This window comes from Limosilactobacillus mucosae, from assembly GCF_046939755.1.
Lineage (GTDB): Bacteria > Bacillota > Bacilli > Lactobacillales > Lactobacillaceae > Limosilactobacillus > Limosilactobacillus mucosae_A.
In genome coordinates this window covers 1-22,490 of record NZ_JBKZAY010000009.1, presented here as the reverse complement: position 1 = coordinate 22,490, position 22,490 = coordinate 1, and the positions used below count along the sequence as shown (strand labels likewise).

The following is a 22,490-nucleotide window of genomic DNA, read 5'->3' as shown; positions in this document are numbered from 1 at the left end:
CCTTTCATTAATGATTCAAAAATAAGCGATTGGCATTCTCATACGTTGCCCTGGCAACATCCTCTAGTGATTCTTCGCGCAGCTCAGCAATTTTTTCAACCGTAAACCGCGTAAAGCCCGGCTCATTTCGCTGACCACGATATGGCACTGGCGTCAGGTAGGGAGCATCGGTCTCGACCAACAGATGATCCAACGGTGTTGCCAGCATGGCTGCTTGAACGTCCTTAGCGCTGTTGAACGTCACAACGCCACTGTAGGAGATCTCCATGCCCAGATCCAAAAAGCGCTGCATCCATTCCACATCGCCGTTAAAGCTATGCATAACCCCGCCAAATTCCTCCACGTGCGCGTTTTTGAGGATTTGATAGGTATCAGCCAAGGCGTCACGGCAATGGATCGAGACTGGCATCTTTAAGTCCCTAGCAATCGCTAATTGACGCTCAAAGACTTGTTTCTGCACGTCATGCGGCGAATGCTCATCGTTAAAGTAGTCCAAACCGATTTCACCAATTCCCACAACGACTGAATCCGTCAACTGTTTTAAGAGCAGTTCTTCTGCTTTTGCATTAAAGCGGGCAATATCTTCTGGATGCCAGCCAATCACGGCATGCAGTCCTGTATAATGGTGCGCCAGCTCAATGGCCCGCTGATTAAGCAGCTCATTAGAGCCGATCATATTCATTTCAACAACGCCAAAATGATGGGCCCGTGCCAAATAAGCCGGTACATCATCATAAAAGACATCGTCATTCAGATGCGTATGCGAATCATAGATTTTTAATTCAGGTTTTAGTCCAGTCATTAGCAGACCGTCGTCCCTGGCTGCATGTTTTCTGGTACCGTTACGACTTGAACGTTGCCGGCAGCATCCTCATCAGAAAGGATCATGCCTTGACTAAGTTCACCACGCATCTTGCGAGGCTTCAGGTTGGCAACGATTAAGACCTTCTTGCCTACCAAGACGCTTGGATCTGGATACCATTGCGCGATTCCAGACAAAATCTGACGCCCCTCAGTCGTACCGTCATCCAGTTGGAACTTAAGCAGCTTGTCGGCACCTTCAACATGATCAGCAGCCTTGATCTGAGCAACCCGTAGATCCACCTTGTCAAAAACGTCAATTCGAATATCTTTTTTCATTTCTGGCAACTGGGCTTGCGTCTTGGCTTTTTCGGCAGCTTCAGCCATTGCCTTGCGACCCTTGGCCTTTTGGTTGGCACTCATCTGACTCTTGATAAAGGCCACTTCTTCTTCAACATCACGACGTGGGAAGATTGGCGTTCCCTTAGCTGCGACCTTAACCTCAGCTGGGAAGTCGTTAAATGACAGGTTAGTCAAGGCAATGTCTTCTTTAGGCAAACCAAGCTGACCTAAGATTTCTTTTGGCGCATGCGTCATAATCGGCTGCAACATTGCAGCAACCATGCGCAGACTCTTAGCCAAGTGCGTCATAACGTCAGAAAGCTCATCTTTTTTGGCTTCATCTTTAGCCAGCAACCATGGCGTAGTTTCATCAATGTACTTATTAGCACGTGAGATCAGCTTCCAGATTGCGCTCAATGCATCGGCAAAGTGCGTCTTGTCCATCAAATCCTTGTATTCGGCAAAGGCCTGGGCTGCCGTGGCTTCCAGATCCTGATCGTAGTCAGTAGCAGCTGCATTTTCGCCTTTCAAGACACCATCTTGATATTTGTTGATCATGGCAACGGTCCGGTTAAGCAGGTTCCCCAGGTCATTGGCCAGATCAAAGTTAACCTTGTCGACAAAGTCTTCCGGACTGAACACGCCATCGTTGCCAAATGGCATCGCCTTCAGCAGGTAGTAGCGCGTAGCATCCAAGCCATAGCGATCAACCAGCGTTTCTGGATAGATCACGTTGCCTTTGGACTTGCTCATCTTGCCGTCTCTCATCGTCAGCCAGCCGTGACCGATGACGTGCTTTGGCAATGGCAACCCCAGCGCATGCAGCATGATTGGCCAGTAGATGGTGTGGAAACGTACGATTTCTTTACCAACCATGTGCACGTCAGCTGGCCAGTATTTCTTAAACAGGCTGTCGTCATCGCTGCCATAGCCCAGTGCCGTAATATAGTTGGACAAGGCATCGATCCAGACATAAACGACGTGCTTAGGATCATTAGGTACCTTAACGCCCCAGTTAAACGAGGTCCGCGTAACGGCCAGATCTTCCAGACCAGGTTCCAAGAAGTTTTTGAGCATTTCGTTCATCCGCGTATGAGGCTCGATAAAGTCAGGGTGTTCCTTGTAGTAGTTCATCAGCCAGTCCGCGTACTTGCTCATCTTAAAGAAGTAGGACTCTTCTTTGACCAGTTCCACCTCATGGCCAGATGGTGCCTTACCGCCAATCACGTTGCCATCTTCATCACGATAGACCTCAGCTAATTGACTTTCAGTAAAGTATTCTTCATCGTCAACCGAATACCAGCCAACGTATTCACCTTTGTAAATGTCGCCTTGATCAACAAACTTTTGAAAAATCTTTTGCACGGCTTTTTCATGATAGTCATCCGTGGTCCGAATAAACTTATCATTGGAGATTTCCAATTTTTTCCACAGTTTTTTAATGCCGGCTGCCATCTTGTCAACGTAGGCTTGGGGTTCCATCCCCAGTTTTTCAGCCTTTTCTTCAATCTTGAGACCATGTTCGTCAGTCCCCGTCAAGAAGAAAACGTCATAGCCATCAAGGCGCTTAAAGCGGGCTTCAGCGTCACAGGCAACTTCGGTGTAGGAATTCCCAATGTGCAGTTTGCCAGATGGATAATAAATCGGTGTTGTGATGTAATAAGTTGGTTTTTGTTCAGCCATGTTGGCCCTTCTTTCTAATACGGATTTAATAATCTTTAGTTTAACATAAAATGAGCGGTTTTTTCTTGATTTTAAAACAGATTCAGCTGCTCGGGATCATGCGGCGCCAGTCCCTTAAACTCAAGATGCAAGATTTGCTTCAGTTCCAAAGCGTTTGGCGCGGCATCTTTGCCTGAGTTGTTGTTAAAGATGACACAGATTTCTTGAGGTGCCGGCTCAAGATTTTGGATTAAAACCGCCAATCCCTGCAGTTCATGGGTTGAATAGCGATACAGCGTCCGTTTCTTTCGCCACTCTTTGTCTGGATGATCCCAGCCTTTTCGATTGCGGCCATGCAGTCTAATCATTACCAGTCTGGGATTGGTCGTGATCAGATAAAACGGTACGCTGGTCAAGGTATCATGCGGCTCATCAGCGGCAACCAGCGTAATGTGCAGATCGCGGCAAAATTCGGTCAGCGGTTGGAGAATCGCAGCTTGATACCAGCTGGCATTTCGAAACTCAACAGCAATTGGCAGATTCCCCATCAACAGGCGAATCCGCCGCAAATAGTCGATATGGTCAAGCTGTGCATCAAAAAACGGCGGAAACTGAAACAGTACGCACTTCAGCTGGCCAGCTGCGATCAATGGCATGATGGCAGTGCGATATTTTTGAAACACTTCTTCTAATGACAAGTCTTGCTCAGTCAGGTTCTCATGCTGAGTCATCAGCCGGTGCGCCTTAACGATAAACTGAAAGTCGCGCGGGACCTCAGTCAGCCATTTCTGGATGGTTGCTGCTTTAGGCAAAGCATAAAAAAAAGTATCGATTTCAACGGTAGGAAAATGTTGGGCATATTCATTAAGCGTTGTTGTCTGCCGTTGACCATCAATCAGCGCGGGGTGCTCTGACCAGGTCGTCAGGCCAAGCGTAATCTGAGTCACAAAACCATTCCTTTCGCCTTGGAATCATGTATCGAGATTAAGAAAGGCTCAGCTTGCAGCAGCAGGCTGGGCCTTCAGTAGCTTTTAAGCACGCAGTTCGGCAAAAAAGCTGGTGGCATCGGCTTGAATCATCTCAAACGGAAATGGGAGGTCAAGCTTTTCTTGATTGACTGCCATCACCTTGGCCTGCGGATTACGGTACTCCAACAGCCCGGCAAATGGATAGACGCGCATGCTGGTACCAACGATTACGACCAAATCGGCCTTTTGCATCGTATGAACTGAATCGAGAATATCATCCTGCTTGATGCCTTCATCGTATAAGACAATGTCAGGACGCAGCGGCCCTTGATCAGTCTGGTGCAGCCGACTGTTTAGATATTCACTGACTGGTACCGTCTGGCCGCATTTTTCGCAGTAGACACGATAGAGATTGCCATGAAAATCGATTAAATGTCTAGGTTTGGCACCTTGTTTTTGAAATTCCACTTCATAAAGATTATCGATATTTTGGGTAATAATCGTTGCTCGATCTTGAAGTGCCAAGGCAACCTGTTTTTGATGGATCGGGTTGGGCAGCGCATCGGGAAAATACAGGTTTTGCTTGCAGAATTCATAAAAGCCATCTGGATCAGTTTCAAAATAACGGTGGCTCAAATAGTATTCGGCATTGTGATTCTTCGTATACAAGCCATTGGCACTACGAAAATCCGGGATCCCCGAAGCCGTTGAAACGCCGGCTCCAGTCAAAAAGACAATCTGCTTTGCCTGATCGAACAATTCTTGATCTTTAGCGTCCATCAAACCACTTCCTTAGTTATTTTCTAACGATAAATGGCACGTTTAGATCCGTCAGCAGTTTTTCAACCGGCTCATCATACAGTTTCAAGAATTCAGCTGGCGCATCGTTTTCAGGTGCCGGAATCGTAAACGAGTTCTGTCCATCATTGCGTCGTACGCCGATGTAGGCCCGCTTGCCAGTCTTACGATCTTTCATGTCGGAATGGAAAATCTCAAATACCTGGCGAACGCTCAAGCGTAATTGCCGTTCGCTTAAAACTGGCGACAGCGTAACGAATTCCTTATTATGCAGCTTTGGCAGTCCCCAAGCCGTCATCTGCTCGTCAAACAGCTCAAACAGTCTAACAACGTTGCGACGCAAGTCAAACGGTGAATTGATCGGCTTTTCGACCAGTTTTTCATACATTGCCACGGCTGCCTTGGCTGCCACGGGATAAAGCTTGGTCAGCCGTGCCTCATATTCCGCCAGGTGATCGCCCGTTCCATAAAAGACCAGGGCATCCAAAAGCGTCAACAGCCGCATCGTCCGCTCATCATCAGCCTGGTCGGATTCTGGCGTCAAAGTATGTTCGATGCCTTTAAAATACTCTGCTTCGATCTGATCGTCAATCAGATCGTGCTTGCGCTGTTCGGCCACGACTACTCGATGCATGACCGTATCATAAAGATCGGTTGCCATGATCATCATCTGTTCATCTAATTCTTCACTGCCCAATGAAAGCTGGAAGAAAATCTGCGGAAAGCCACGCAAAAGCATCAACAAGTGCAGCAGTTCATGCGAAGCAGTATAGTCAGGGGCCGTCAGATCAGTCACCGTAATTACCAGCCCCCCAGGCAGCGTTGTCTGCCGAGCCTGATCATGTCTGAGCCAGCCGGATTTTTCGCCTTCAAACTGTACAAAGACGCTGCCTTGCGGATAGATGGCATTAACGGCATCCAACAGATTTTGGGCCTCTTGATTTAATTTAATTGGTTGTTCTTCTGTCATAGTGAGTCCTTTCTCAGTTCCTGCAATGCTTGCTTGGCAATATCCTGATTGACCTGCGGCAGTTTCTTGAGGTGCTTGACCAGAACCGGAACCTCAGCTGCCGTCGCGCCAACTGCAACGGCCAGTGAACGATACTGCATCTGCATATGGCCAGCCTGAATGCCATTGGTCGCTAGTGCCCGCAGCGCAGCCAGATTCTGTGCCAATCCGAGACTGGCTGCTACTCTGGCCAATTCGCCCGCGGAATGAATATCATTGATCTTAAAGTTGAGCCTGGTCAAAGGGTTAAGTCCAATTGAGCCGCCAACCGTTCCCAACGGTAATGGCAGTTTTATGCGACCCAATAAGGCATCACCGTCAATTTTCCAGGTACTGAGTCCTTTAAGCTGACCGCTGCTTGCTGCATAGGCATACGCACCGCTTTCGATGGCCCGCCAATCATTGCCGCTGGCGATCATCAATGCATCAATGCCATTCATGATTCCTTTGTTATGAGTAGCCGCTCGATATGGATCGACTTGCGCCAACTGGCTTAATTCAGCAATTCGCTGGGCCACGACTGCGCCATTCATCGTTGCCGTCGCCAGGTTCTTAAAGCTGACCCGACAAGCAGCCGACTGGAGGCTCATAAAGGCTGCGTTGCTCAAGATCGCCGTCAAGACGTCATAGCCCTGCTCTTTCAAGTAGTGGGCGACTGCCTCAGCCATCGTATTGACGGTATTGGCGCCCATTGCCTCACCCACGTCGATTATCAGATCAACGCTGACAAACGGCGTTACTTGTCTGATTCTCAGCTGTTTTGCTCCACCGCCGCGCCTTTGCATTGAGGGATGCGCGGCATTGGCAACTGTCAGGATCTCGGTTTCATGTTCCAGCAGCCACTTGTTTAATGCTGATGGGTCCGCAACGTTTTTTAAAACCACCTGCCCCAGCATTGCTCGTTCGGCTGTCGGAGCCGTAAAGCCACCGCTTAACGCTGCCCGATTAGCACCGTTGCAGGCTGCAGCTATGACGGAAGGCTCTTCTGTAACCACCGGCACGGTATAGGTTTTATGATTGACGACCAGATTGGTTACTACCCCTTCTGGCAAGCGATAATCGGTCAGATAGTTTTCAATCAGCTGACTGCCAAGCTGACTGGCATTTTCCTTCATCAAAGCCTGCTGATCATCTTTCAATGAAAATCGATCACTGATAATCTGCTGCCGCTCTCTGCTTGACAATCGGTAGAGGCCATGCATCCAATCATGATTAAGATCATTGTTTTTCATCGTTTTGACTCCGTTTTTCGCGCTGTTGAATGTATTCGGTAATAATTCCCTCACGTACGCCGCTTTCCGAAAAAATAACCCGGCCATCGCTGTTGCGCTCCAAAAGCGTTACTAATGGCAGCATGCCGCCAATGATGATGTCGGCTCGATCTGGCTCTAACCCGGGCATTTTCTTACGCTGGGCCAGGTTGCGGCTTAAAAGCTCACGATAGGTTGCATAAACCACTCGCGACGTTAAGCGATAACCATGAATCGAACCGCGATTTTTATGCCGATACGAACGACTCATCCGGGCCAACGTTCGATTTGCCCCGCCTAACAAAACAATCGGCATCCGGGTGGCATAGCGCAGCCACGGAATCTTATTGAGTCGATCACAGACAGCTGCCTGGGCCTTAAAAAGATCGGCACTGCGCACGTAACCGCCCAGATGATACTGCTCAGACAGGTTGACCGCGCCAATTGGCAATGAAATCAAATCCCTTGCCTTGCGATGCTGAACCAAAACCAGCTCACAGCTGGCCCCGCCAACATCCAGAATCAGGCAATGATTGAGCTTAAGGGTGCGCACCACGCCTAAATAGTCATAATATGCTTCTTTATAGCCGGAAAGAACACGGACCGTCAGACCGGTTTCTTGCTTGACCCGTTGAAGAAATTCTTGTCGATTCTTGGCTTGCCGCACTGCTGCCGTTGCAATCGCCTGGACCTGCAGATTGGGCAGGCCTTGATACTGACGCTTAAAGTGCTTGATTGCCTGAATTGTGCGTTCCATTGCCTCGGGTTGGAGAATCTTTTCATGACCCATCCCTTCCGAAAGACGCGTATTTTCCTTAACGCGCTTGATTTCCCGAAACTTCCCATCCGGAGAGATTTCAGTTACCGCCATTCGAGCTGAATTTGATCCCAGGTCAACAATTGCGAGGTTTTCCACCACTTTCACCTCCGCTTTACTTGTTGATCATTAATTTTTTCAATATCCATTTAATGTTACCATTATCTTTCGCCATAAACACCGATTTTGCCATTAAAATTCGGTTTATCCGCAATTGATGTTCGGACGTGCTAAAATAGTTAAGCTAATTTTTTGGAAAAGTGAGGAATTCAGCTTGGCAGACGAATACTCAGAACGAAAACTTGAACAGCAACGCGTTGACTGGACGATTCAGCAGATTGACGTCCAGATCAAAAAGACGCAGGCTGCCTTAGACAATGCCCACCAAGAAACCCGGGCTGTAGAAAAGAACTTTGGCGAAAATGCCTCGATTAACCGCTATGAAGTCGACGATATTGCCGAATCACGCTCCGAGCTTGAGCAGCAGCGGCAATTGGTTGCACGAACGGTGGAAAACGAGACCATCTTGCGCCATCAGCTGCAGACCTTGCAGCAGTTACGGGAATCGCCTTATTTTGGCCGCATCGATATTCTGGATCCTGGTGAAAAAGACCCGGAATCGCTTTACATCGGGACGGCTTCTTTAATGAACGATGACAAGACCGATTTTATCGTCTATGACTGGCGTGCACCAATTTCGGGAATCTATTACAACGGCACGCTGGGCAAGGTCCAATACCAGACGCCGGCTGGCATTCAGTCAACGACACTGGTCAAAAAGCGGCAGTTTACCATTAAAGATGGTCAGATCATCAATATGTTCGATACCAATGAAACCGTTGGCGATCAAATGCTGCAGGAAGCTTTAGGCCATCAAAACGACCAGTACATGCAAAATATCGTGGCGACGATTCAAAAAGAACAAAATGATATTATTCGCGATACCAAAAGCGATCTGCTGTTGGTTCAGGGGGTGGCAGGATCCGGCAAGACTTCAGCCATTCTGCAGCGAATCGCCTACCTGCTCTATCATAGCCGAACCGCACTCAATGCCGATCAGATTGTCTTATTCAGTCCCAACCTTTTGTTCAGCCATTATATCTCTGACGTGCTGCCCAGCCTTGGGGAACGCAACATGCGTCAGGTAACGCTGGAAGGATTTTTAAGACGACGGTTTGAAGGACTGAACGTTGAATCTTTGTTTGAGCGCTATGAAACACGATCCCAAAACCCTGGCATCAATCAAGAAATCGCCAATTATCTGGAAAGCACCGACTGTATGCATCAGGTAAAATCATATCTAGAATTTCTCCAACAGCATCCGGAAGCTATCTGCTTTACCGACTTAAACTTTAGACAGCAGCCGTTTTTCAGTGCTGCGCATATTCGGTCGATCTATCAAGCGCAGCCAGCAGCCATGACGATTGCCGATCGCCTGTTGAAAACTAAAAATGCCTTGATCAAAGAGCTGAAGAACCGCATTCAAAATGTTGCCAAAAGCGACTGGATTGCCAAGGAACTAAACGATCAAGACGTCATCGGCCTGCATAATCTGTATGGTCAGAAAACCATTGACGACTTTGCTGATGAGGATGAGCAGTATGCCTATCTTTCCTATCAGTTGGCCAAAAAACAGCTCCGGATCGTCTATGATGCCATCTATAACGATTACTTCATCGACTTTAACACCCAATACGAAAAGTTCCTGCAGCATCTCAGCCGTCCTGCGGCAGTTAAAAACAGTGACTGGCAGTCAATGCTCTTTGGCTATCGTCAACAGCTTGAGTATCATCGCATCGCCTTAATGCATACGGCACCGCTGATGTATCTGCGCGACTTGATGAGCGGCAGCGGTCAGAATCGTTCTTTTCAATATGTATTTATCGATGAGATGCAGGACTATTCGCTGGCCATGCTAATCTATTTAAAACACGCTTTTCCTAAAGCCAGGTTTACGATTCTCGGCGACAGCGAGCAGGCCCTCTTTAAACCGCTCCAGCTTCCCAATCAGCTTTTGCAGCAGCTAAACGATGCCCTGGCATTCAAGCATCCCAACCTGATCGAGCTCAAACGCAGCTACCGTTCAACCATGGAGATTACCAATTTTGCTAAGAGCCTGCTGCCAGATGGCGATCAGATCATCTCGTTTACCAGACATGGTGCCAAACCGCGACTGATTGCCACCGCTGACTCAGCCAGTGCCGCCACCGCGCTTTTGCAGCAGGCCGCGGCTTTTCGCGAGCGCTACGCAACAATTGCCGTTTTAACTAAGGACCGCGCGCAGGCCAAACAAGTCTACCAAACACTGCACCGGCAGTTTAAGTCGATCGTGCATCTGCTCGACAACCAAGACAGCGTGCTGCCAATCGGAATCGTGGTCTTGCCAATCTATCTGGCGAAAGGATTGGAATTTGACGCCGCAATTGCCTGGGACGTCTCAGACCAAAATCTGCCGGCCGATCGTGCGGTTGGTTTGATCTATACAATGGCCTCGCGTGCAATGCATGAGCTGACCTTGATCAGTGTTGGTCCCGTCAGTTCGGTGATCGATCAAAATGCAATCCAGCTCTTGGAAACCACAGAATCCTGACAATTCAAAAAGTCCCCGCGCCAATCTGCACGGGGACTTTTTATCATGCTTGACTTTCCGCTGTCTGCTTAACTTTTTGCAAAGCATGCTTTAAGATAAACGGCGCCAGAATCGTTGCCAAAACGATTACTGTAATCACATCTGAATAGTACTTTTCCGAAAGCAGATGAGCCTCATAGCCAATCTGAGCCGTAATCAAGGCCATTTCACCACGTGCGACCATGCCGCTGCCGATCACGTAGCTGCTGTTAAAGTCAAAGCCCATCAGCTTAGCACCGCCACCACAGCCAATCAGCTTGGTCAGGCAGGCCAGAATCGTCATGACGATGATAAACAGCAATGAGTCGACAAAATGATCCAACCGCATGCTCAAGCCGACATTTACGAAAAATACCGGAATAAATAGGGCATAGCCAAGTGGTACGAAACTCTGGTTGACAACTTCGCTGGTCTTGGTATTACCGATCGCGATTCCGGCAAAGAATGCTCCCACGGCGCCACTCAAGCCAACCTTATCAGCCAATGCGGCCATCGTCAGACAGATGATCATTGCCGCGACTGCAGGGGCCGCGATTGTCAGCATGCGTTGACTGGCATGCATCAAATAGGGCGCTAAAAACTTAACCAGCAGGTAGGTGCCAACAAAAAACAGCAGCTGTAAAAAGATGGTCAGGCCGAGACTCATATTCTGCTCGCCATCGAATCCCTGGCCGCGCATCATGCTGATCAAGATGCTCAGTGCAATCACGCCGCCAATATCATCGGCAACCGCCGCGCCAAGAATCGTCGCGCCCTCTTTGCTGTCGAGCTGCTGATACTCACGCAAAACGGCCACTGAGATGCTGACAGAGGTGGCTGAAAAAATCACGCCGACAAACAATGATTCAAACCACTGCATCCCGAACAAGTCTGATGCAAATCCCATGACCACGACTGGCAGAATCATCCCCATCAAGGCCACGACCACTGCCGGCTTAAGATACTTCTTCAGCAGGTTCAGATCACTTTCCAAACCGGCGATAAACATCAGAATAATCACGCCGATCTCTTGAAACTCATTGATCATTTCCGTTTGGTGAACCCAATTCAGCATGGCCGGCCCAGCCACGACCCCGACTAAGATCTGCCCAATGACATCGGGAATACCCCACCGCGCGAACAAATGTGAAACAAGCTGCGTGGCTAAAAGGATTCCCGCCAAAGTGGCAATAAAACTCATGTCTTTCTCCTTTCTTCAGTGTTCAAAAAACAAAACTATATTTTTATCTTACCAAAAACAATGATTAGCTTCATCAAAAAAAGAAAAGCCTTCTGCCAAACTGCAGAAAGCCTTTGTAAATTGTCGCTTGTTTGATAGAGCCGTCTAGCGGACTTGAACCGCCGACCTCATCCTTACCATGGATGTGCTCTACCTATCTGAGCTAAGACGGCACTGGTAGTATAGCGAAGAATCGCGCTCCACGCAAGTCAGCAGTCAAGCTGTTTGATCTGATCTTTAACTTTGCCTATTCTGGTTTGACATCGTTCAGGCGTGGCAGAATCAAGAAGATACCCAGACCGATCACGAAAAGAATTACCAAAGAAAAGATCCCCCAGCGCGAGTTGCCGGTCCATTGCGTTGCCAGCCCAACCAAAACCGGTCCCAGAATCGCCGAAAACTTGCCCAGAATGTTATAAAAACCAAAGAACTCGCTGCTGTCGCTTTTAGGAATCAAGCGGCCAAAATAAGAACGGCTCAGTGCCTGAATGCCACCTTGACTGGTCCCGACTAAAATCGCCAGCACCCAGAAATCAGCAGCAGACTTGAGCTTCAGCGCATAAAGGCAGATCAGCATGTAGACGATAATGCTCAACAATAATGCCCGCCGCGTTGAGGTCTTCTTGGCCAGCCAGGCGTATAGCATTGAAAACGGCGCGGCAATCAGCTGGACCACCAGCATGACAATCATCAGCGTCGTCGTCTTGATGCCCAGATCCTCACCGATGACCGTAGCCATGGTAACAATCGTGTCAACACCGTCAATAAAGAAAAAATAGGCCACTAAAAACCAAAATGCCTGACGATAGTGATTAATATGCCGCAACGTCTGCAAAACGCGCTGCCAGCTGTTAGCAATACGGTTTTGGGTATCTGGAACGCCATAGCGCTGCTGGCCGTTTTTCATCAATGGCCAGGCAAACATCAGCCACCAGCCGGCCGAGAGCCAAAAACTGAATCTGGCCACGCCATTGCCATCCAATACGCCAAAGCCATTCGTCAACTCGGCGGCTAAAAAGACTGCAAATGAGAGCACACCGCCCAGATAACCAAAGCCAAAACCGGCCGAAGAAACTTCATCCATCTGTTCATCGTCAGCCACGTCGGTTAAGAAGCTGTCGTAAAAAAGATTGCTGCCCGAATATCCCATATTGGAAATAATGTAGACAATGATCAGCCATAGCCAAGCCATTGTGCCATTTGCAGGCAGGCTGCCTAAAATCATGGCAGTCACGATCCCCAGCCAGGTAAAAATATTCAGCCAGCGTCGCTTAGCATGCGGATAGTCGGCCAATGCTCCCAGCAAAGGCGCCAGCAGTGCAATGATCAAAGTACTGAAACTATTGGCATAGCCCCAATAGGCAGTTGAATTTGCTGAAGAAACGCCACCGTGCAAGGCAACGGCTTTAAAGTAAATAGGAAAGACTGCGGTCGTTACCAGCATGGCATAGCCGGAATTGGCCCAGTCATAAAAGATCCATTCCCATTGCTGCTTATTGAATTTCAAATTAATCACCCTTTCAAGACGTAATTCCAAACATATCGATCGGTTTTTGACTGAAAAGATTCTCTCTAGATTATAGTTTAGCGCTATTTGATCAATATTGATGCATTTGCTGGAAAATTAAAGGAGTTGGGAATAAAGGCCGAAAATAGAAAAACGGCTGAAGATCGTATCATTCAAAACGTTGATCTTCGGCCATTTTTCATTGTTAAAGATTGTTTCATTGGAAAAATTAGTTTTTCACCGCTTACCGGCATCCTAATCCTCATCAGCTTGATAAGGACCAATGATCAGCTTGGTTTTTGACAGTGGATAGGGAACGTGCTGACCGTCGACGATCTGGATTCTTTCGATGCGGCCAACTGCCAGATGATTATCCCGCCCCACGGGAACTCTGACCAGATCGCCTTCTGCCAAGCGCTCGTCTTCCGTGCGATAACAATACGTTCGTCCATCTTCTTCAAAGGAAACATCGCAATAGATATATTGGCCTGGCCGCCGCCATTGATGATTGTAGAGTGCCGGATCGATAAGCTCATTGTTGCCGTAAAAGCTTAAGAAGTCTTCGATTATCATGGCCAGTTTGGGAAAATCAACTGGTAACCCCTGCTTATCAAACGAGCCATTGATGATTCGGGTCTGACCAGTAGCAGTTTGAATCTCAATTGCATACTGGCGTTGGTCATCCGGGTCAAACACCACGTCGTCATCATTGCCATTGACGTATGCCAAAAAATCCGGTGTCTGCAGAACGTCCAGCAAGGCATCAATCGCATCCGCAATATGGTAACGATGCTCCATTTCGCAATCGCTGCTCAGATGCTTGCGATAGATCAAATCCTGCTGGGCACGGTCAATTACAATGCTTTCCAGATAATCAAGCTGAACCGGCTCGCCATCTTCTTGATAGGCATTGATATGTCGGTGATAGCGAATCGTGAGCCGATCGATCTTTTCAGCGTGGACCAGACCATCAAACAGCCATAGCTTGGCATCCCCAGGCCAAATCTGCCGCAGCTCTTGAGCCAGCTCACCCAACGCCGCGTCCGTCAGCCAATGTCCTCGCGTCTGAAACTTTTGACCGTTCGTTGCCGTCAAAGTCAGCTGCCATTCGTTTTCAATATTGGTTGGCTTAAAGTCATGTCGTTTGGCAAAATAAAGGGCCAGTTTCTCTAAAAAGACGTTGAGCTGAGAACTTTTTAGATTCGCTTTCTGCGTTGTCAGCAGCTCGTATTGATCGTTCATGACGCGCAGCTCGGCTTTGCCATTGCGACCAATCTTCAGCCATTGCACGCTTGCCGGTGAATCGGTGGCGGCCTGAGAGATCAGCTCCAGATGCGCGATAACGCCATGAAACACAAACGGCAAGGATTCGTTGGCCAGCGCCAATTTTTTTAACTGCCGCAGGGCCGCGATCAGCCAGGCCTTTTGCCAGTCGGCTGGTTTGGCTTGCCAATTTTGCCACTGATGATAGATCGCGTGACCTAGCATCATTTTGTCATTGATTTTAGAAATGATTTTTTTCAATCCGGTCAGCGACGTCATCGGCTGTTCGATTGGAAAGGCCGCATCCAAATCAAGCGCTGGCTGATCAAAATGCAGTTCTTGGCATTGCCAGACAAATTCTGAATCCAGCAGTGCTTCAGTCGGCTGTGCCTGTTTTAACAGCACAGCCAGCCATTGATCGACAAAATCCAAAATTGCTTGATTCTTTTTCATCTGTGCATCCCCCTTTGAACTGATTATTCCTAATTTAACATTCTTTGTAATTTAAGGGTCAAAAAAAGCGCTGCAACTGAGCAACGCCTATGAAAAATTGCGAATCGTCAGCGAAACCGCTAAGATCAAGGCACCGATCCCGACCAGAATCTGCATCAATCGACCTGGCAGGTGGCGCACGATAACCGGTCCCAAGACACCGCCAATAATATTACCGATCATCAAGGGTAAAACATAGTGCCAGCGAATCGGCGTCTCCAAAGCAAACACGATCCAGGCTGTTGTATTGGTTGCCGTCATTGCCACGTTTTTTAAGGCGTTGTTGATGGCAAAACTCTCTTGACGATTGATGATCGAAAGCAGCGTCAGACACAAAACGCCCGCGCCAGCATTGAAGTATCCCGCGTAAACCCCAATCAAAAAGATCCACAGCATATTGAATCCACGCTGCATCAATGACTTGCCAAACATGCGACTGTTGGCTGACATCGTTGCTTGTGCCTGCTTGGGCTGATGGGGGAACAGCAAAATAACCCCGCCAATGCCGATACAGATCGGTACCAGATACTTAAACCAGGTTCCTGGCAAGGCAAACAGCAGCCAAGCACCCAGGATCGAACCCACCAAAACCAATGGCAATACGATTTTTACCTGCTTTTGATGGCCTTGCAGCTCCTTGGTTGAAGCAAATAATGAGCTGTAGCCGCTGGCAATCGTTGAAAAGGCACTGGTCACATTCGCCGTTACTGGCGGCAATCCCATGGCTAACAGCGAAGGATAGGTTACCAGCGATGCCAAACCGGCCGCGGCACTGATGATCCCTGCTAAAATACCAATACCGATCATTAAAAGGATAAACTCCACTCCCGTCATCTCTTTCCCTAAATAATGTCAGAATTGTTTTTTATTATAGAACATTCATCGATGATTTAGGTCTGACCTTCGTGAAAAAGGCTTAAATTTTTTCCGGCAATCGCTCTGAACGCTGCTGCTGATGAATTCTTAATTGCTAAAGTCATCTCGTCGCCAGCTGTCGATGCGGAATCCAGAATCGTTAAAAGACCAATCGCCCAACGATCCGTGATGTTAGGCATATTTATGAGCAATCTTGCCACAGACCGCTGCCACGATCGCGCCCAATAGATCATCAATAAACGTGTTGATATGTTTTTCATCGGTATCAAAGCTTTTAATGATGCCATACTTGACGCGATCCAGATAGCCGAAGTTAGTTGCGCCGATCGTACCATAGATATCCGAGATCTGCAGTGCCAAAGCCTCATCAACGCCAAAAACGCCGGCATCCTTTCTGATGATCGAAAGCAGCGGTTCTTTGATTTGATTTTCTTCCGCCAGGCGATCCAATTCCAGTGCCACCATGGCATTATTGAGCAGCTCACGTTTGTGCATGACGTTGAGCAGCTCCTCATAGCAGTCAGCCTCCGTCAATTCCGGAATAAACTGCTGCTGCAGGTCAAAGGCAATCTTGGCCAGCTGATGCAGATCAACACCACGCTCTTTTAGCCGCGTAACCACGAATTCATGAGCCTTGGTATCAGGATACTTAAAATCTTTTGTCAGCAAAATCTTCACCTCATTTTAAATCACTTACTGCGAAAAATCATAGGCATCAACTTGACTTCAGTAGAAAATCGCCGTTTAAGCCAATGACTTTCCTGCTGTCTGCCACCACCAAAACAGCAAGATCAGCAATCCTGCCAGACCAATCAGTTCAACGATCAGCCACAGTTTCTGGTGAGAACCGGTTGGCAGTGGAAAAATAAATACAAAGGGCAAAATCAGCCAGCCATGCTTTAACAGCCAAAACAGCATTTGAATCCCTTTTAATCTAACACATTGCAATTATAACGCCAATGAGCTTCACCTCGGCTTTTATTGCCATTTTGTGGTAAAATATTTTTCTTAAAGAACATTATAGAAAGTTGGCACTAGTTATGGGAACGGTCATCGTCTTGCCTGATTTAAAACAATCATCAGCATTTTGGCAGCAGCTTAAAGTCGGTTATCATCAGCTAAGGCTCGTTGATTATCGTCAATTCAGCGATGCAGCTTTAGACTACCAGTCCTTGGCACAGGCCGTTGAACAACTGGTGCGCCAGGTTCCACAGCCGGTCACGTTGATTGGCGATGGTATTGGAGCCATCATCGCGCTTAAAGTCGCCGTTACCGCGTTTGGACGTATTGACAATCTGCTGTTGGTTAAACCGCAGTATCAAATCCCGACGGCCCGCTTGAAACGGCAGGCAACCCGCTGGCGACTGCTTCCCCAAGGCAGTTTTAAAGACCGGCCGCTTGATAAAAAATCATCCTTAGCGCTGCTGCAGTCGTTGTATGACGTCGACCTAACCAATCAGCTGATGCACGTTCAATGCCCCACTACCGTTTTCTGCGGCACCCGCGATCGGCAGAACCGCGTGGCAGCTCAAGGCCTTAGCAACCGGCTTTTTGATGGTCATCTGATTTGGATCGACAAAATGGAGGCGACCATTAATGGTGACGGTTTAAAATCATTGGGCAATCAATTACGCTAATCGAACAAAAAACCGCTTGGAAATTTTTCCAGGCGGTTTTTTCAGATTTAATTTTGCCAGTTGATGTTTTGTTCGTTTACCAAATCATAATCAATCAATTCTCGGCCATCCAAGTCAACCTTGTGCATGTCAACGGCATTGATCTGATTGTTGTCGTAGGTGGTGTAGTAGTAGATACCCCGGTCAGCATTGACACAGGATGAATAAATCGTAAATTCAAATTGATTATTCTCGACGCCATCCAGGTTCTTTTGCTGTTCAACCGAGTGCAGAATGTGGAAGAAGTTGCCGACGTTCTCGTTTTCGGTTTCTCCCTTAGGTGCGTTAAGCTTGGTAAAGGCAACCTTGACAAAACGCGACATTGAGTCCATCCCGCCAGGCAGGCCCCGCGTTCCCAAGCCACGACTGTAGTTATCGAGCTCAAGGTCTTGGCTGAACTTGTTTTCTGGCTGCTGAGGACTTAAGAACTGGTAGTTGTTCAAGTTGAACAGCTGCTTGTCAAATTGAGGATTGTTGGTCAAGACGCCAACTGGATTGTCATAGACGTGCAGACCATCACGATCACATTCAATCGTTAAAGTCTTTTCAGATGCCGTCTCAGCCATCAGCCAGTGTAGCGGTGAAAGCGGCAGCTGTTCGCTAAAGTTGATCTTAACCAGGTTGATCTTGTCTAACAAAACCTTAGCCTCGGCTAGTGTTGCGCATTGGCCCAGGATCCATGATACGAACTCAAATGGTGATACGTTGTCCTTACCTTCTGCGTATGGTTTGTAGTCAGCGTTACCTGGGTAGTTCAAGCCAGCCATGCTTAATCCTTTTTCATTGGTAGCGTCAAAATAAAGCGGATAATTGTCGACCGTCGTTGCCATCCCGATCAAAGCATAGTGATGTTCAAGCGTTGGCATCTTGCGGAACGTCAGCGGAAAATTGCGTGGCGTGATCGTAACCTTTTCACCATAAGACAGTTCCAAATCCAAATTCCGACCAAAATAGTGGTCACCAGCAGTATAGGTTGCTGCAGTACACATGAGCCTTCACTCCTTTACAGATGTAAATTATCATTTTCGATCATCATTTTAGTGCAAACTATTTTTAAAACAAGTATTGTATAAATAAAAAAAACTGCTACCACGAGGGCCCAATCCCGTTATAACAGCTTTTCTTACGTTTTGTCGATTAATAGATTTAAATAATTTTTATTGTGTTTTTAAACAATTCTTAAACTGATTTTTTGTCAATTTATATAAATACAAAATCAGGTAGGGAAAACATAATCCTAATCGGTAACGTTCAGTTCAACCGTACCAAAACCATGATCAAACTTGGCTTCCCACTTGCCGGCAGCCAGTTTTGGCGGCAGCACAAACGTTCCGGAAGATACCAGCTGACCCTTCTTAAACTGTTTGCCTTGAGAAGCCAGCTTGGCAACCAGCCATTGCAGCGACTTCAGCGGATTGCCAAGAACTTCTGAGGAATCCCCTTCATCTTTCTTCTCGCCATTAAAATATAGCTCGGCGTGAACTTTGGCTGCATCTTCTGGCGTGGCAAAGACCTTATCAGTGTCGCGTTCTTCACCATAGACAACCAGGCCGCCAACCGCACAGTCTGACATAACGTTGTACTTGGAAAGACTTGGGAACCAGTCTTTAAAGCGTGAGTCGGGAACTTCAAGCGTCCCGCAAACCGTCGTCTTCTTCATCAGATCTTCCAAAGAATCGTCTGGTGAAAGATCTTCCTTGGCCCGAAAGCCCAGTTCAACTTCAGCCAGTGCCGCCATGCGATCACTGAGCTTAACCGTTGCTGGCGACTTTAAGAAGTGGTCTTCAACCTGTTGACCATACAGTGGTGAGTCAGAGTCAAACATCTTTTGAGTTTGTTCACTGGTTAATGAGACCTTGTAGCCGCCAACTGGTTGATCCTTGAGTGCCATGACGCGATCTTGAACGCGGTAGGCCGTATCGTCATCGGTAACGACGCCTTCCCATTCAGATTCCAGCAGTGGGTTGCCAGACTTGTAGGCGTCATACAGTGCTTGAGCAAATTTTTCTTGTGCATCGGTCAGGGTTGCTTGTTGTTCAGTCATAATTAGATTCCTCCATTTTTAATTGCCTCACGCTGGCAGATTATAATGGTTCCGGCGTGAGTGTCCTTGTTTTAGTAGTTTCGCGCTTTGGATTTGAATGTTGCTAATGTTGCTAATGTTGCTAATGTCGCTGTCCTTCATGACACTCACCTCTTTTAATTGTTTGATTTGAATACGAATTAAAAAACGTCCTTTAATTGCCCTGCTTTCGCAAAGCACTTAAAGGACGTCACATGGGCGTGGTACCACCTTTTTTCGTTAAGCTGGAAACTTAACCTCAAATGAACCCAAGAAAATTGGATTCATCGGCACGATAATGGGTGCTGCCAGGTGCGTCTTACTAAAATTTTGACGCCCAACTCATAGGTGATTTTCACTTGACCGCGTGACTGACTCGCAACGACCGTCAGTTTTCTGCTTGGCTGGCTGATCAAGCTACTCTTCCTAATCAACGTTTTTAATTGATTTCTAATTCGTATTTAATTTATGCTTATATAATAAGCACCACAACCACTAATGTCAACATATTTTTTAATTTTTATCATTATTTTCTAATTTTTCACCGTAAAATCCGCCCGTCTTGCTCATGTTTGACATTCCATCATCAACCCAGCCGGCGTAAAATAAAGACATTCTATAACATGAGGTGAGAAAATGCGCTGGAACAATAACCATATTAATAGTGCCAACTACCGCGCGCTGATCAGATTAGCATTTGCCATGGCAATTATTACCGCAATGCTGATGGCTATTCTGGACCACCGGGAAGAATCCAGCCTTGCCATCTCATCTGACAGAATCATTCAATTGGAGCGGGCGCTAAGTAAGAAACTCAGCCATGACCACTACGCTAAAATCAGCGTAACGAGCACCCGCATCATCTTAAAACGGTCGGCAGCAGCGACAACCGATCAACAACTTAAACGGCAGCTAGATAAATTAAGCGAGCAGACCAATCAGCTTCAGCGGCAGTACAAGACCCGCCTGCCAGTCTACGTTCAAAATCAAAATGGCCAAATCATTGCTGAAATCAGCTTCAATCATCAAGGCTGGTATCGCAGTCAAAAGGGGCTTAAAGTCAAAGCCGTATTCGGAAAGCAATCGTCATCGCCAGCAGCGGTGGTTTTTATTTAGCCACGACTAAAGCTCCAAAAGCCTAAGCCAATAATTAGCTTTGCATGGCAATCACGAATCCCTTAGGACGCAGCCGCCGTTTTTGCAGGCCCTGCGAAATCAATGGCACCAGTTGGCAGTCCAATGACTCACGCCCCGTGTTGAAAACTGCCGTTAACTGCTTATGCCGCAGTTGACGCTTAATTACGATGCCTTGATCATTCGGCAAGGCAGTCAGCTCAAGCGTCCCTTGAGCAATCAGCCGCCAGTTTTCTTGGCGCAGCTTAATCAAAGCTTGGACAAAATCATACATTGCCAAAGCCTTGGTATCTGGATGCCAGTTCATCGGCTTGCGGCAGTCCGGATCACTGTCACCCGTCATTCCATATTCGGTGCCGTAATAAATTGATGGACAACCTGGCTGCAGAAAAGTAAACGCCAGTGTCTGTCTAACCAAGGCAGCATCTTCATGGGCGACCGTCATGATTCGCGCCGTATCATGCGAATCAAGCACGTTAAACATCATCGCGTTGGTTTGATCACGATAAAGCATCAGTTGGCGACTTAATTCATCGACCAATTCTTGAGCACTTAAGTCATGCTTAATCAGGCAGCTGATAATTGCTCCAGTGTAGTCATAGTTCATCACGCCGGTAAACTCATCGCCATTGAGCCATGGCTGGGCAGAATGCCAGATTTCGCCCAGAATATAAAAATCTTTCTTTAATGCCAGCATCTGATCATGAAAGCGGCGCCAGAAATGATGGTCGATCTCGTTAGCAACGTCTAAGCGCCAGGCATCGATATCAAATTCACGTACCCAATATTTGGCAATGTCCAAAAGATAGTTCTGAACCGCGAGATTAGCCGTGTTAAGTTTAGGCATATGCGGCGTGTAAGCAAACGTATCATAGGTTGTATCTTTGGCAAATTCAAAGTTGGCTGTTGGCGTATAGGTGGCTGGGAACTGATTAATGTGGAACCAGTCAGCATATCTTGAATCCCGGCCATATTTCAAAACGTCTTGCCACATCGGCGACTGATCACCAATATGATTAAAGACGGCATCCAGCATTACCCGCATCCCCTTTTGATGAGCCAGCTTAACTAGTTTTTTGAATAGCCGCGCGTCGCCAAAGTGCGGATCGATTTGATAATAGTCTTGCGTATCGTATTTATGATTGGAAGGTGCTTTAAAAATTGGGTTAAAGTACAGCCCATTGACCCCCAGCTTCTTTAAATCATCCAGGTGATTGATCACGCCCTGCAGATCGCCGCCATAAAAGTCCTGGCGCCCAGGATGCGTTTGGGGATCCCAAGGCTTAGTGCCTACCGGATCATTGGCAGCATCGCCATTGGCAAAACGCTCTGGAAAAATCTGATACCAAACCGTCTTTTCCACCCATTTTGGCGCGTGAAATGCATCAATATCTTGAAAATAAGGCATGCGAAAATAAGTATTGGCATCGTTCAGCTTCTTTTGGTCAGTCGGCTGGATAAATCCCTGATCAGAATAGATTATCCGATTGCCGTTTTGGTCAGTCACTTCAAAAGCATATGCTAGGCGCTTTCGGGGTTCGGTAACGGCTGCCTGCCAATAGTCATACACACCATCCGAGTAAAGCTTTTTCATGGGCATTGGCTGCGTGTAAAACTTAGGCAGATCCGGCCGACTGGATAAACTATAAGGATCACCATGTAATAAATCAGCTTGTGAGATATCTCCTTTAGCAGTCTTTAGACGAATGTGCATAACGTCTTTAGAATAGAGATAAGCCATTTCGCTTTCGGGGCGATGATAGATTCCTGCTAGATTCATAGAAAACTCCTTTGCTAATTGCGCTGATTGCAAATTGCTCCCAGCTTTTATGGTGTAGATGAGTTATGGGTAGACTATGATCAAAAATAGACAGTCGCTGCGTAATGGTGAATTATCCTGTCTGTTTTTAGTTATTTTTAAAGCAGAAACATTTCGCCGTCGATTAAGAATCGGTGAATTCCTGCCTAGCACTTAAGTCAAGCTA

19 protein-coding genes, 1 tRNA gene and 1 other annotated feature are annotated in these 22,490 nt (G+C 47.3%); of the genes, 3 read left to right on the top strand and 17 right to left on the bottom strand.

The features are described from left to right. Window positions 1-7 precede the first annotated feature (7 nt). The 7 genes from ACLUWI_RS04580 to ACLUWI_RS04550 all read right to left on the bottom strand — a co-directional run bounded on the left by ACLUWI_RS04580 (window position 8) and on the right by ACLUWI_RS04550 (window position 7,746). Window positions 8-802 (bottom strand): TatD family hydrolase, encoded by a 795-nt coding sequence (locus ACLUWI_RS04580; protein WP_412146342.1) that lies wholly within the window; start codon window positions 800-802, stop codon window positions 8-10. After that, on the bottom strand, window positions 802-2,826 hold the full coding sequence (gene metG / locus ACLUWI_RS04575) for a methionine--tRNA ligase (RefSeq protein WP_412146341.1): 2,025 nt from the start codon (window positions 2,824-2,826) through the stop codon (window positions 802-804). Before metG ends, ACLUWI_RS04580 begins: the two co-directional genes overlap by 1 nt. A 71-nt stretch (window positions 2,827-2,897) precedes the next feature. Next, complete coding sequence (locus ACLUWI_RS04570) at window positions 2,898-3,752, bottom strand: DUF72 domain-containing protein (RefSeq protein WP_412146340.1); 855 nt, start codon at window positions 3,750-3,752, stop codon at window positions 2,898-2,900. An 84-nt stretch (window positions 3,753-3,836) separates the two neighbouring features. Beyond that, a complete protein-coding gene (locus ACLUWI_RS04565) occupies window positions 3,837-4,553 on the bottom strand; it encodes an NAD-dependent protein deacylase (RefSeq protein ID WP_412146339.1) in 717 nt (238 codons plus the stop codon). 16 nt (window positions 4,554-4,569) lie between these two features. Beyond that, on the bottom strand, window positions 4,570-5,541 hold the full coding sequence (locus ACLUWI_RS04560) for an IpaB/EvcA family protein (protein ID WP_412146338.1): 972 nt from the start codon (window positions 5,539-5,541) through the stop codon (window positions 4,570-4,572). Further along, window positions 5,538-6,812: a hydroxymethylglutaryl-CoA reductase, degradative gene (locus tag ACLUWI_RS04555; RefSeq protein WP_412146337.1), complete on the bottom strand. Its 1,275-nt coding sequence runs from the start codon at window positions 6,810-6,812 to the stop codon at window positions 5,538-5,540. Before ACLUWI_RS04555 ends, ACLUWI_RS04560 begins: the two co-directional genes overlap by 4 nt. Then, entirely contained in the window at window positions 6,799-7,746 is a 948-nt protein-coding gene (locus tag ACLUWI_RS04550; RefSeq protein ID WP_006499373.1) for a Ppx/GppA family phosphatase, read from the bottom strand. The genes ACLUWI_RS04555 and ACLUWI_RS04550 overlap by 14 nt, the downstream gene beginning before the upstream one ends. Before the next feature lie 175 nt (window positions 7,747-7,921). Here ACLUWI_RS04550 and helD point away from each other — a divergent pair, with 175 nt between their 5' ends. Continuing rightward, window positions 7,922-10,237 carry an RNA polymerase recycling motor HelD gene (gene helD / locus ACLUWI_RS04545; protein ID WP_412146336.1) on the top strand — a complete coding sequence of 772 codons (2,316 nt, stop codon included), beginning with the start codon at window positions 7,922-7,924 and terminating at the stop codon, window positions 10,235-10,237. A gap of 43 nt (window positions 10,238-10,280) precedes the next feature. Here helD and ACLUWI_RS04540 read toward each other — a convergent pair whose 3' ends face one another. From ACLUWI_RS04540 to ACLUWI_RS04510, 7 genes are all read right to left on the bottom strand, one after another. Next, complete coding sequence (locus ACLUWI_RS04540) at window positions 10,281-11,456, bottom strand: cation:proton antiporter (RefSeq protein WP_412146335.1); 1,176 nt, start codon at window positions 11,454-11,456, stop codon at window positions 10,281-10,283. 138 nt (window positions 11,457-11,594) lie between these two features. Continuing rightward, a tRNA-Thr gene (locus tag ACLUWI_RS04535) sits at window positions 11,595-11,668 on the bottom strand. 74 nt (window positions 11,669-11,742) lie between these two features. Continuing rightward, entirely contained in the window at window positions 11,743-13,002 is a 1,260-nt protein-coding gene (locus ACLUWI_RS04530) for an MFS transporter (RefSeq protein ID WP_412146334.1), read from the bottom strand. Window positions 13,003-13,257: 255 nt separating this feature from the next. Then, window positions 13,258-14,718 carry a hypothetical protein gene (locus tag ACLUWI_RS04525; protein WP_412146333.1) on the bottom strand — a complete coding sequence of 487 codons (1,461 nt, stop codon included), beginning with the start codon at window positions 14,716-14,718 and terminating at the stop codon, window positions 13,258-13,260. Window positions 14,719-14,805: 87 nt separating this feature from the next. Continuing rightward, window positions 14,806-15,591 carry a sulfite exporter TauE/SafE family protein gene (locus ACLUWI_RS04520; RefSeq protein WP_412146332.1) on the bottom strand — a complete coding sequence of 262 codons (786 nt, stop codon included), beginning with the start codon at window positions 15,589-15,591 and terminating at the stop codon, window positions 14,806-14,808. A 213-nt stretch (window positions 15,592-15,804) separates the two neighbouring features. Further along, window positions 15,805-16,302, bottom strand: coding sequence for a phosphatidylglycerophosphatase A (locus tag ACLUWI_RS04515; protein ID WP_412146331.1), 498 nt, complete (start codon window positions 16,300-16,302; stop codon window positions 15,805-15,807). Between the two features lie 75 nt (window positions 16,303-16,377). Next, on the bottom strand, window positions 16,378-16,551 hold the full coding sequence (locus ACLUWI_RS04510; RefSeq protein ID WP_412146330.1) for a hypothetical protein: 174 nt from the start codon (window positions 16,549-16,551) through the stop codon (window positions 16,378-16,380). A gap of 122 nt (window positions 16,552-16,673) precedes the next feature. Between ACLUWI_RS04510 and ACLUWI_RS04505 the strand changes: the two genes are divergently transcribed. Further along, window positions 16,674-17,270 (top strand): alpha/beta fold hydrolase, encoded by a 597-nt coding sequence (locus ACLUWI_RS04505; RefSeq protein WP_412146329.1) that lies wholly within the window; start codon window positions 16,674-16,676, stop codon window positions 17,268-17,270. Between the two features lie 47 nt (window positions 17,271-17,317). On the opposite strand, the gene bsh is transcribed toward ACLUWI_RS04505, so the two are convergent. Further along, window positions 17,318-18,298: a choloylglycine hydrolase gene (gene bsh, locus ACLUWI_RS04500; protein ID WP_412146328.1), complete on the bottom strand. Its 981-nt coding sequence runs from the start codon at window positions 18,296-18,298 to the stop codon at window positions 17,318-17,320. Window positions 18,299-18,546: 248 nt separating this feature from the next. Continuing rightward, a complete protein-coding gene (locus ACLUWI_RS04495; RefSeq protein ID WP_412146327.1) occupies window positions 18,547-19,353 on the bottom strand; it encodes a 2-keto-4-pentenoate hydratase in 807 nt (268 codons plus the stop codon). A gap of 219 nt (window positions 19,354-19,572) precedes the next feature. Continuing rightward, window positions 19,573-19,814: a binding site (T-box leader), on the bottom strand. 193 nt (window positions 19,815-20,007) lie between these two features. Here ACLUWI_RS04495 and ACLUWI_RS04490 point away from each other — a divergent pair. Further along, a complete protein-coding gene (locus tag ACLUWI_RS04490; RefSeq protein ID WP_412146326.1) occupies window positions 20,008-20,487 on the top strand; it encodes a hypothetical protein in 480 nt (159 codons plus the stop codon). Between the two features lie 34 nt (window positions 20,488-20,521). On the opposite strand, the gene ACLUWI_RS04485 is transcribed toward ACLUWI_RS04490, so the two are convergent. Beyond that, window positions 20,522-22,285, bottom strand: a complete 1,764-nt coding sequence (locus tag ACLUWI_RS04485; protein ID WP_412146325.1) for a glycoside hydrolase family 13 protein — start codon at window positions 22,283-22,285, stop codon at window positions 20,522-20,524. Window positions 22,286-22,490: the final 205 nt, after the last annotated feature.